Here is a 10,403-nt window from a genome sequence, read left to right as displayed (position 1 = left end):
AGGTGGAGTGGGACGATCAAGCGTCCTCGTTTTTGTGTGATGCCGCCATCGAACTCTACAACGAGGGCTGTCGCTCGGTAGAGGAGATGGCGACCGTTCTGATCGGCACTTACGTCGGGCTGGCCGCCACGCGTGTAAACGCGCCATCTTCGAGCTCAGTGCATTGACCGGCCAAATCAGATCGGGCTGAACTCGACGAATTCACACTGCATGTGATCCGACCTCGTCTTCTTCCAGTCGTAGACATATTCCCCTTGGTCGATTGCCGAGCAGCTCATTCCAGGCAACGGCACCGGATTGGTCGCCGCTTTGCGAGCGATGTGCCGCCAGAACATGCGCGATGTATCGGACTGATCCTTCTCGATACGAGAAAGTTGGGCGACACCGCATGGACCTTCGGGTTGAGATGATACCCTCCACGCTCCACCATTCGCGTCGAATCCGATGTCCTTAACCAGGCATTGCTTTGTTTCCAGCCCGGAGGCGTCGCGTGGGAGACTTTCTTGGGCTTCCCAGAAATCTTTGTCACGCGGATAACTCAGACTTGGCACAAGCATCCCGAAAGTTCGAAGATCGGGTTTGGCCGAACTGAAACACGATGGCACGGCGAACCTTCCTGCGGGGAGATCAAGCCTTCGGCTTTCTTCCGGCTCTCATTGGCTCTGGCTTTCCCTCGGACTGTGACGGTTCAGAGAAAAACGCAGAAATGTCAATCGAGAGCGCGGCTGCGAGGCGATCCATAAGATCAATCGAAGCGTTGTGCTTGCCTCTTTCCAAATCGCTAATCACGGTTCGGTCCACCTGCGCGTCTACCGCGAGATTCTCCTGTGTGACTTTCTGAGAGACCCTGATGTTTCGCAGGTTCCAGGCTATGCGTGCGCGAGTGTCCATACCTCATGGCCACCATCTTGCATTGCATTAATCCATCGGGTATATCCGACATATTATCATTGTGCCCTAGCTAGGTCATTGAACGATACGGCGAGGGCGCTGGGCCTGAAGCGGAGGCGCGAAAATGGAACTACGCCAGCTCTCCTACTTCGTCGCGGTGGCCGAGGAACTGCATTTCGGCCGGGCGGCCGCCAAGGTGCGCATCGCCCAGCCGGCGCTCAGCAACCATGTCCAGGCGCTGGAGCGGGAACTCGGTTGTCCGCTGTTCATCCGTTCGACCAGACGGGTGGAACTGACCAGGGCAGGGGAGATCTTCCACGAGCGCTGCGTCGGGATACTGAGCGAGGTCGATCTAAGTGCCGAGATCACCCGGGCGGTGGCCGGCAAGACGATCCGGCAGATCAGAATCGGCACCGTCTATCCGGCGACCACCGGCGTGCTGCCGGCGTTTCTTGCAAAGATCGCCCGCAAGTACCCGGATATTCGCATCCATATCTCAAGCGGCAATACCGGCGACATCATCCGCGGCCTGGAGAACGGCCAGATCAATCTCGGCTTCATCAGACCGGTGGAAAACATCGGCTCGTTGCGCTTCTCCTCGATCGCCCATGAACGGTATCTCTTGGCAGTGGCCCGCACCAACCGGCTGGCGGAGCAGGCGGAGATTGGCATCGACGACCTGCGCTCGGAAAGGATCATCGCCTTTAATCGCAAGAACCTCTCCTACACAGAGCGGTACTTCAACGAGAAGTTCGAAGAATACGACCTGACCCGCAACATCGCTTATAGCTGCGACGACACCTATTCGCTGGTGTCGCTGGTCTCGGCCGGCCTTGGCATCGGCTTTGCGCCGGAATGGACCGAGGGCCTGCCGAACCGGGCCTTCGAGCTGAAGGCGGTGAGAGGCATCGACTTCAGGATCGGGCTTGGCGTTGCCTGGAGCAAGGACGACCCAACCGCCTCGCGTGACGACATCGTCGATATCGCCCGGTCACTGGCGCGGCCTTCCAAGTAGGACGAGGGGCCGCCGCCGCGGTCGCTTCAATTGCCGTTCTCGTTTCGCTCACACGGCCTCCAATGTTAATCGCGTTCCGGTGTGACATTCCCGCTTTTTAAGTCAGTGTTAGCAGGCTCGGCCACAAACAATCAGTTGCCCCAGCCAATTTGGAACCGATCAAATCGAACCTCGCTCAACGGCTGGTTGGAGACGCCTAGCCTTACCGAACGAAGAACGAGACGAAGCTCGGGGGAATAGTATTGTTCAAAAATAATCGGAGGCAATCCCGTCAGTTCGAGACGGCTGTTGATGGCCCAAACCTTGTAGGAACAAGATGCAATCGTTTCCTTTTCCCAGCCGTCGAACCTGATAATAGTAGCGCCCGAAACGGATTTTTTGCCATTGATGAAAAGTGTCGTCTCGGATTGCCAGTTCTTCTTCTGTGGTAGATCGTCTAACGCAATCGCATTCGCGTATTTCAGCTCATGCGTCCCGCTGGCACTAACTCTCTTTTCGACGAGCAAGGGATGCAAATATACAGCCGACACCGGCTGCAGTGAGCGGTTACGCTCCACTAGCTTTTGTTCGGTGAGACCCGGACCGTCCGGCTTGTAGAACACGGAATAGAAAGGCACTACTCTGGTATCTATTGTGGATATGGCGCTTCGCGGTGCGGGACTTCTCGGCAGTTTGAGCGCCTTCTCCTTAATCGGGGAGGGCGCTTTCTCGTTTGTGGCGTAGCCGCCAAAGCGCAGGCGGCCGGCTTTCGCGCCGCAGCTCTTGACGGCACTACCGGATGAAAAAAACGCTGAAAATTGGCGGAACTTCCGACGCTATTATTTGTTCTCACATTCGCAAAACAAACTGGGGTTACCACAATGACGCAAATCCGTGAACCGGAGCGCCGGAGCAGAATCTTGCGCGGCCGCCCCTATAGCCTTGATGAATTCGCTTCCAAATATGGCTTGAAGGGCGAGCAGGCAGAAAGCCTGTTCGCCCGCTTCGGGCCCTCGTCGATCGAACTCGACTTGCTGATGGCCGCCAAGCGCCGCCTGCCGGTTCGGCAGGAGAGACCGGTCCCGCAGGAAAGCATTACCGAACCATCGAATGGAATGGATAGATGAGCAGTAGACGCCACGAATGGATCAGCAAAAGAGCTTACGCGATCTGGGAGGAACAGGGCCGCCCTCACGGCCGCGACGACGAACACTGGCGCCAGGCAGTTGCCGAACGCGACGCGCTGGAGCGCACACAGGCTTCCGTTGATGGCCGCGAGGTGCTGGTGAAGTTTCGCCCGAAACCGCAACGGCCGGGAATGCCGCGCCAGGATTGGGGCAATCCATCGACGAAGGCCGGCTGAGCGGCGTACCTCGCTTTTAAGCGGTTACTCGCGCGCATCACATGACAAAGCACCAGTTATCGCTTGGCCGGCTTCACCATCGACGGGGCTGCGGCTTGGGTCATTAATTGAAATATCGTGGTACCAAGAAAGGCCCCGCTTTTTGAAGCGGGGCTAAGTCCTGGGTTGAGTGGATCGTGCATCGAATGTAGGACGGCAGCCTTTAACAAATCTCCGCACGGCCCGAATGCTTTACTATCAACGGAGCTTTTTTGTTCCCGTTCCGACGGATTTTTTTCATCCGCGAGAGATCAAGGCGCTGAAGGAGCTCGCTGTGGACCAAAAAGGAGCCCCGCCGAAACGGGGCAACTTGGGGAAAGGACGGATCGCACAGGAAGGAAGGGAAGCGGACAACCCAGTCTGGGGCGCCTGTGCGATCCTTAGGGCCCAACAGTAGTCGGAAAAGTTCCTGTACGGTTCCGGACGATTGAGTCCAAACGACAGGAGAGGGCGGATCGCAAGGCAGGTATCCAGCGCCATCGCGTCGAGCGACAGATGCGGCAGCGACGCAGGCCCCGACCGAGCTTAAGATGCCGAAGGCAACGGATGCGATGGCTTTCATCGTCCCGACCCCTGCTGTTGAGCCTGTGGAACCCAGACGCGGCCGGCGGCACTGCTATGTCGGCCGCCGGTGGCGACAAGCACGGCGAGAATGCCGGCGATTGCCAGCAGGATGGCGATCAGCGGCAAGGCCAGACCACGGGATTTCTCTTCGGAATAGATCATGGGTCCTCTCCTCGTTGGCGCTCCGGCGGCGGAGGTCGCCGCCGGGGCGCTGCTGCTATGCCGCAATGATGTAGACGATGGTGAATGCAGAAGGATCGACAATGACGATCCGGCCATCTGCAAGGATGAAGAAGCGGTAGCCTTCATACTGCGGAACGATCTTCACGATGCGTGGCGGCAGTGGTTCAAGGCGAACCTTCTTCGGGATCGTCGTTCCGATAGAGACCGTGAAATTCACTTCCTTCACTGGCTCGACATGGACCTCCTTCACCACTGTGCGAATTTCGGTCTGCTGCTCGACGGAAATGTTGACGTTGGTTTTGGTGTTTGATGTCTGATTTTTCGTTGTAGCGTTGTTGTTGACGTTGGTTTCGGAAGAGCTTTTGTTGGTCGTCGACGAGTTCTGATCGGTCGACTGTTTGGATGCGTCGCCGCTCTGCGTGGTGGTGCCGCCGCTCGTGCCTTCTGTAGGTTTGGCATTTTGCGTGCTGCTCTTCGTGCCTGAGGTGGCGGAGCCGCTTGTATCGGTGCTGCCGGACTTGGCTGCGGGCTTCTGTTCGGTCGTGGTGCCACCGCTCGCGCCTTGCGATCCAGGTTTGGTTTCTGTCGAAGACTTGCCCGAGGCGCTTCCGCTCGTCGAAGACTTATCGTTCGAGGGCTGCTCGGCGCTCTTTTTCATGTCTGAACCCTGGCCGGCTTTCTGCTGCGATGACTGGCCCTTGCCTTGCGGGCATGCTCCCGACGTGTCGGGGGTGCAGTCGGTGCCAGTTCCGGTGACCTTGGAGCCGGACTGCGAAGCGGCGTCCGTGCCCGTCTGAGAACCGGACTGAGCCTGGCCGCCGCTCTTGGTGTCCTGCTGGGCTGCTGCTGGCAATGTGGCAAGTGGCGAGACGCTGAGGGACAACGCTGCCATAAGCATGGTGAGATGTTTGCTTTTCATGATTACTCTCCGAGGTTTGGGCACACGATGCCGCCACGCATTCTCATGCGGCATGCGTGCCCTGATTGTGGTGAGGGGGGCGGCTAAAGCCGCCCGAAGGTCACTGGATGACCTGGATGACCTTCCGAGAGGAAGGTTCGACGATCACACGCTGATCGTTGACGATCGCGTATGCGTACTTCGGGTCATCGGGAATGGGCGTGACGACCACGGTCTCCGGCAGAGGCTGTCCGACGACGACTTTCTCTTTCACCACGACGCGTTCGGTCGGGGCCGGAGCCTGTTGAACATAAGTCACCACCTTCTGCGGCGGCGGATCAATGACACTGCCCGCCACGCCGCCGACGATGCCACCGACAGCCGCACCGACCGGGCCGCCGACGACTGCACCCGTTGCGGCGCCGCCTGCTGCGCCCGTCACCGTCGACGACTGCGCAAAGGCTGACGTCGATGCCAACAGGATGCTCGCGGCAATTCCTACTACTTTGATATTCATCTGTTTTCCTCCTTGTGTGCGGTTGGTTCCGCTGCGGAGCCAAACCGAAAGATGGAGGAAGTGTTCCAGAAGTAGGACTTCATGCCGGGCCTCAATCAGACCTTGGTCCTGGCCCGTCGGATTCGGCTGCCTACTGGGTTGAAAAGCGGCTCAGCATCCGGTCCTGGACGTTCTCCCAGCCGACGATCATCGCAGCAAGCGAGATGGCTTTATCGCGGTCTGCCGTGTTGGTTATAAAGCCTTCGAGAAGGACGACGGGACCGAGCATCCTGATCTCGATGGCGCTGCTGTCGATGTCCGGATCGGCGGAAAGGGCTGCTTCGATTGTGGCGATCGTGGATGCCGAACTATGGCCTTGCGAGCAGCGCTCTTCGTGATTGTGGTTATCGGGGCCGAACTTCATATTCTCCTCCTGTTCCGCCCCTCCACGGACGTACACTATACCTCGCATGAGATATGAGCATCGTGCCCTCACATCACCAGCCGGACCTAAGTCCGGCTTTCCCTCGGCACGATCTGGCTTAGATCCTCCTTGCAAGGACGTCAGGCTCGTAATCCTTGCAAGGACGTCAGGGAGGTTAAGCATGTTGCCCAACTCCAGTCAGAACCTCCCTGACTACTCCGCTATAAATGCGGAATCCTTTGCGTGCGTAGGACACGAATAGAAATCCGAACGGTCGGCGACCTCGAATCCTTGGCGATCAGCCCGTGCGCCTTCGGTGCCGTCGCTGCGCTATCTCCGCCTAGGCGCCCTGGCGCCATCTGATTGCTGCTTCCGTTCGATTGGTGGCGCCAAGCTTGGACAGTATTTCGGTCATGTGATGCTTGATCGTTTTCTCCTGCAGATCCAGGCGGCGCGCGATATGCTTGTTGGAAAGTCCTTCGGCTACCAGTTCTATCACCTCGAGTTCGCGGGGAGTGAGTGAAGTGCGTTCGATGAAGAGACTTTTCTCGACCATCCTGGCCCGCATGCACGGCGAGACGAACCACGAGCCTCCAACGACCGTTCGAATGGCCTCTGCAAGTCCCCGTGATCCGACACCCTTGACAACGTATCCCGCTGCCCCTCGTCGTAGCGCCGCGACCAGGGATTCGGCTTCCTCCGAGGCGGTCAGCATCAGGACCTTTGTCTGTGGGCTTCGCACCACGATCTCGGAAATCGCGTCGATCCCTCCTCCGGGCATGGACACATCGAGCAGAAGGACGTCAGGCCCATGGGACGCCGCCAGCGTCGCGGCGTCATCGGCGCTTGCGCCTTCGCCGACAACGACGAAATCATCAATTTCGGACAGAGTGCGGCTCACCCCTTCTCGAAAGAGAGGGTGATCGTCCACGATCGCTATCGTAATGGCTGTCAAGCTGCACCCTCCATTTCCTCGGACTGAAAAACCATCTGTCGCCTGGCGATTGGCTATTCGACAGACATGGCAAGCGTTTGGGAAACGTCCAGAGAGACACTGTAGGAGTGACTGAACACTTTCAGTTAGGTCGGTGTTATATCGTGATTTTGCCGCCCGCGGCTTTCACGGTTTAAAGGAACCTTCATGGCTGGCGCACAGCCTTGATCGGTCCGATCGGCTCCAAGTCGTTATACTTTCGACGACAAGGAAAGACTCATCGGGGATGAATCAAAAACGCCTGTGACCTGCCCGATTCAGACTGACCGAACGGCGTCGAAGCACCCGTTTACATTTCGATCGCATCGAAATGCCTCGAACCGAGCAACGGCGGCTTCAAGGAGCATATTCCAGACAATGCGGTAGTACGGGCGCAACTGGCCCTGTCAAAAAGCGGCCATGGTATCCGAGAGGGCGTAAATTCTGACGCGTTACTCGATGCAGAAGACCGCTACGACGATTGCCATATCGGGGGCACAGGCGCGGAGAAAATGTCGGAGGCCTGGTTGAACCTTCTGCGCGGCGATCCCCGCCTCAAATCTTCGCGATAGCCTTTGCTGACCGGGTTGCGTAGCTGGCACGCTTCGGCCTCGGCCCCCGATTGTGACGAAGGTGGTGCATCCGGCACGAGACTTTCGAGGGTCGCAATCCAAGATCGGCGTCGTAACTTGGCCGGCCGATTAGCTGCACTGCGCGGCGCAAACCACATCCGGTCTCTGGATTGGTAGCTTGCTGCTAGTGGATGGGGCTTGATGTTGGCGCGTCCACTCGTGTCGAGCAACGGCATATGTTCCGATCAGCACAGTGCGAGTTGCCGAGCGTACAGTAGCCTTCGTTGAAAACTTCGAGCACAGCCACTTCATACGATAGCGAAGCGGACATATTGCATCTCCTCTGACCGACAACAAGAATAGTGTCGGCAGCATTGAGTTCGGGTGGAGGAAACCGATCAACGGCGCCTCAAACGTTCAGCGGAAGGTGTGCCCGCTCGCGACGCGATGCGTTCTTGCGCGAGCGTTCTTGGAAGCCATGGACAACGCGTCCACTATTCTTTCGGGCCTCGCCGGCTTGGTGGCGTCAGCTCGGCCCTCCGGGTCCTTGGTGAGGCCGGGGTTCACAGTGAAATACACCACCCCAAGTCGGAATTTGGAAAAGAGGGCGCGGGCAATGGACGGCCCGGTGATTCCATCCCCAAGCCGGACGTCGATGATGGCGATGTCTGCCGCGGAGCCGAGCTCCAGAGCTTCCGACATGTTCCCCGCGATGCCAGTGATTTGAAATCCGGCGTCGATCGCGACGTCCTCAATCACCAGAGCGATTCCCGGTTCGTTTTCGACGATGAGCAGGCGCATGGTTCGTCTCCAGGGCGGCTACAAAATCGGCGCGGCGCTCTCTGGCGTCGCCAATCGAAAACACTGCCCACCACAAGCGGTTCCACGTGTAGGACTTCAGTCTGAAGCATCCCCAACTAAGGTCCGAGATCCGGTTGCCTCACTGAGATCGCGCGCCCGCTCCCTGTCCGCGATCCGCATGAACGAGGTGTCCGAGGAGCAGATCTTGACGCCTGGCCTGAACTCCAGGGTTCGACAACGTGCGGCTGACATATCTACCCCTTCTACGAAAGTAGAGGGTCTACGTCGGACCAAAGTCCGTTTGCGCCCGCAGAATAAAGTTAGAGTGTAGGCTTTGACCGCGTTCCAATAATGTCGGCGGCTGGGATTTGCCCGCTCCGAATTGAATGTACGAAAACGGCAGAAATCAAAAAGCAGTCCCTTCACCTGTACGAAAGTATCTTTGTGATTGACGTGGCGAGAGATCTGCAATGCTTTCATATAAAGATGAAGATCGACCAGACACATTTCATTCTGACCAGCCTCTGGTCTCGGTAGTCATCCCGGCCTTCAATGCTTCCACTTACATTGAGCGCACGCTTCGGTCCGCTATGCGCCAGACCTACGCCGCCCTTGAGATTTTTGTTGTCAACGACGGTTCCACGGACGACACGGCAAAACTCGTCGAGCAGATAGCGACGTCAGACTCACGGATCCACCTCCTGTCCACCCCCAACCGCGGTGTCGCCGCCGCAAGGAATACTGGGATCGAGGCATCATCAGGTCGATTCGTGGCATTCCTTGATGCGGACGATCTCTGGCACCCAACGAAAATCGAAAAGCAGGTGAACGCTCTCAGGCGGTTGTCCTCGCACTGGGCTGCGGTTTACACGCTGCATTACATCATCAACGAGGACGACGAGATCATTCGCCCTGGCAGTTCCGATGTTGCAAGAGGATATATCTATGCCCGGCATCTGAATGTTAAGTATATAGGGAATGGAAGCGCGCTTCTCGTCCGGCGGAACGCCGCGCTTGCGATAGGTGGTTTTGATAGCTCATATGCAGCAGCCGGCATTGGAGGCTGCGAAGACCTCGATTTCGAGCTCAAGCTAGCCGCACGCTACTTCATCGAAGTCGTTCCCGAACGGCTGGTGGGATATCGAAAGCATCCCGGCAGCATGTCTTCCGATCACCTGCGAATGGGCAAAGGTGCTCTGGAAGTCGTCAGGCGTTCCCTGGCCGCAAATCCGCAGCTCCCCCGATACGCGATCGGAAGTGCAATCGACGCCACGCAGAAATATGCGTTTTGGGAATTCCGACAAGCTCGGAGAACCTTTCTGTCATTCGTTACCATTGGGGTGATTTTCCAAAGCGACCCGTGTTTCGTGGTTAGGCTTGTGCTCGAGAAGGGTCTGCGCGGAATACAACACTGTCTTCGTCTCGGGACGACCACAGCAAACCGTGAAGGTCAGCCGCGAATGAGGAGGTTGAAATTCGACGATCGTATTGCTCCTTCGCGTCTCGAATGCCCAAAGGAGACCGCGCGATTACGACGTCATCTGATGCGGCTGGCTGCGGTGGATGCCAAGCTGAATTCAGCCCTCCCTCGCCGAGCGAACAGCACCTGATGCGGACGGAGGAGGAATGATAGAGGAATCGCGGGCCTGGGAAGCAGGCCCGCGATGCTTTGAAGTTATTTGATGACCTCAATCACCGTGCGGGTCTTCGGATTGACGAGCACACGTTTTTTGTTGACGACTACATAACCGTAATCAGGTTGATCGGGAATCTTGTGGATCTCGACCGTGTCAGGAAATGCCGTACCGACTGCGACGTCACCTTCGAAGGTGACGGATGGCGTTTCCTGTTTTTCGACATAGGTCCTGACCTCGCCAGGAACGACGACCGTCGTCGTCTGCGCGACCGCCGCGCCTCCGAGTGACAGAAACAGCGCTGCCGCAAAGATGACCAGTGTTTTCATGTTATTATCCTCCCAGGATTTTCAGTGTCCCGGTAAACGCTACTAATAAGATATGGTTCCTCCGCTACACGGAATGCCTGTGGCCCAGCTCAAAAGCGCGTCATTCCGAGGGTAGGCGATAGGATGGCGGCAGCGGATGGGCGCGAATGCGGGCGCGGCTGACCTTGCCCCCAAGTTTTATCCAGTTTTGAGTTCGCTCCAGCGGTTTTTGGTTGCTGTTGTTGGTTCGGTAGCGGCGGGTT

The 10,403-nt window shown here is 57.6% G+C and carries 13 protein-coding genes and 2 pseudogenes; 5 read left to right on the top strand and 10 right to left on the bottom strand.

The window, feature by feature from the left end; all coding sequences use genetic code 11:
• Window positions 1–176 precede the first annotated feature (176 nt).
• Both C3Y91_RS36270 and C3Y91_RS36265 read right to left on the bottom strand, forming a co-directional pair.
• The gene (locus C3Y91_RS36270; protein ID WP_174827225.1) at window positions 177–557 is read right to left on the bottom strand and encodes a hypothetical protein; all 381 of its coding nucleotides are present in this window, start codon (window positions 555–557) and stop codon (window positions 177–179) included.
• A 70-nt stretch (window positions 558–627) separates the two neighbouring features.
• A complete protein-coding gene (locus C3Y91_RS36265; RefSeq protein ID WP_128412765.1) occupies window positions 628–891 on the bottom strand; it encodes a helix-turn-helix domain-containing protein in 264 nt (87 codons plus the stop codon).
• Between the two features lie 124 nt (window positions 892–1,015).
• On the opposite strand from C3Y91_RS36265, the gene C3Y91_RS36260 reads away from it, so the two are divergent.
• Window positions 1,016–1,906, top strand: coding sequence for a LysR family transcriptional regulator (locus tag C3Y91_RS36260; protein ID WP_168576394.1), 891 nt, complete (start codon window positions 1,016–1,018; stop codon window positions 1,904–1,906).
• Between the two features lie 131 nt (window positions 1,907–2,037).
• On the opposite strand, the pseudogene C3Y91_RS36255 reads toward C3Y91_RS36260, so the two are convergent.
• Window positions 2,038–2,532, bottom strand: a pseudogene (locus tag C3Y91_RS36255) (hypothetical protein); the annotation flags it as partial.
• 234 nt (window positions 2,533–2,766) lie between these two features.
• Between C3Y91_RS36255 and C3Y91_RS36250 the strand changes: the two are divergent.
• Together C3Y91_RS36250 and C3Y91_RS36245 are read left to right on the top strand one after the other, a co-directional pair.
• A complete protein-coding gene (locus C3Y91_RS36250) occupies window positions 2,767–3,012 on the top strand; it encodes a hypothetical protein (protein WP_168576395.1) in 246 nt (81 codons plus the stop codon).
• Window positions 3,009–3,248 carry a DUF2934 domain-containing protein gene (locus C3Y91_RS36245; protein WP_168576393.1) on the top strand — a complete coding sequence of 80 codons (240 nt, stop codon included), beginning with the start codon at window positions 3,009–3,011 and terminating at the stop codon, window positions 3,246–3,248. Before C3Y91_RS36250 ends, C3Y91_RS36245 begins: the two co-directional genes overlap by 4 nt.
• A 597-nt stretch (window positions 3,249–3,845) precedes the next feature.
• Here C3Y91_RS36245 and C3Y91_RS36235 read toward each other — a convergent pair.
• From C3Y91_RS36235 to C3Y91_RS36215, 5 genes are all read right to left on the bottom strand, one after another.
• Window positions 3,846–4,013, bottom strand: coding sequence for a hypothetical protein (locus C3Y91_RS36235; protein WP_164902642.1), 168 nt, complete (start codon window positions 4,011–4,013; stop codon window positions 3,846–3,848).
• Window positions 4,014–4,068: 55 nt separating this feature from the next.
• Window positions 4,069–4,953 carry a DUF1236 domain-containing protein gene (locus C3Y91_RS36230; protein WP_168576392.1) on the bottom strand — a complete coding sequence of 295 codons (885 nt, stop codon included), beginning with the start codon at window positions 4,951–4,953 and terminating at the stop codon, window positions 4,069–4,071.
• Window positions 4,954–5,053: 100 nt separating this feature from the next.
• Window positions 5,054–5,449 (bottom strand): DUF1236 domain-containing protein, encoded by a 396-nt coding sequence (locus C3Y91_RS36225; RefSeq protein WP_130772773.1) that lies wholly within the window; start codon window positions 5,447–5,449, stop codon window positions 5,054–5,056.
• Window positions 5,450–5,579: 130 nt separating this feature from the next.
• A complete protein-coding gene (locus tag C3Y91_RS36220; protein ID WP_168576391.1) occupies window positions 5,580–5,852 on the bottom strand; it encodes a BON domain-containing protein in 273 nt (90 codons plus the stop codon).
• A gap of 340 nt (window positions 5,853–6,192) precedes the next feature.
• Window positions 6,193–6,807, bottom strand: a complete 615-nt coding sequence (locus tag C3Y91_RS36215) for a response regulator (RefSeq protein WP_168576390.1) — start codon at window positions 6,805–6,807, stop codon at window positions 6,193–6,195.
• A gap of 308 nt (window positions 6,808–7,115) precedes the next feature.
• Between C3Y91_RS36215 and C3Y91_RS38320 the strand changes: the two are divergent.
• A pseudogene (locus C3Y91_RS38320) lies at window positions 7,116–7,397 on the top strand (sialate O-acetylesterase); the annotation flags it as partial.
• Window positions 7,398–7,814: 417 nt separating this feature from the next.
• Here C3Y91_RS38320 and C3Y91_RS36205 read toward each other — a convergent pair.
• Entirely contained in the window at window positions 7,815–8,198 is a 384-nt protein-coding gene (locus C3Y91_RS36205) for a response regulator (RefSeq protein WP_168576389.1), read from the bottom strand.
• 470 nt (window positions 8,199–8,668) lie between these two features.
• On the opposite strand from C3Y91_RS36205, the gene C3Y91_RS36200 reads away from it, so the two are divergent.
• Window positions 8,669–9,808, top strand: a complete 1,140-nt coding sequence (locus tag C3Y91_RS36200) for a glycosyltransferase family 2 protein (protein ID WP_168576388.1) — start codon at window positions 8,669–8,671, stop codon at window positions 9,806–9,808.
• Window positions 9,809–9,873: 65 nt separating this feature from the next.
• On the opposite strand, the gene C3Y91_RS36195 is transcribed toward C3Y91_RS36200, so the two are convergent.
• Window positions 9,874–10,161 carry a DUF1236 domain-containing protein gene (locus C3Y91_RS36195; RefSeq protein ID WP_168576387.1) on the bottom strand — a complete coding sequence of 96 codons (288 nt, stop codon included), beginning with the start codon at window positions 10,159–10,161 and terminating at the stop codon, window positions 9,874–9,876.
• Window positions 10,162–10,403 lie beyond the last annotated feature (242 nt).

Source organism: Rhizobium ruizarguesonis, assembly GCF_012349115.1.
In the GTDB taxonomy this organism is placed as follows: Bacteria; Pseudomonadota; Alphaproteobacteria; order Rhizobiales; family Rhizobiaceae; genus Rhizobium; species Rhizobium ruizarguesonis.
The sequence above is the reverse complement of the archived record's forward strand: the minus strand, read 5'-3'. Positions and strand labels throughout refer to the sequence as shown.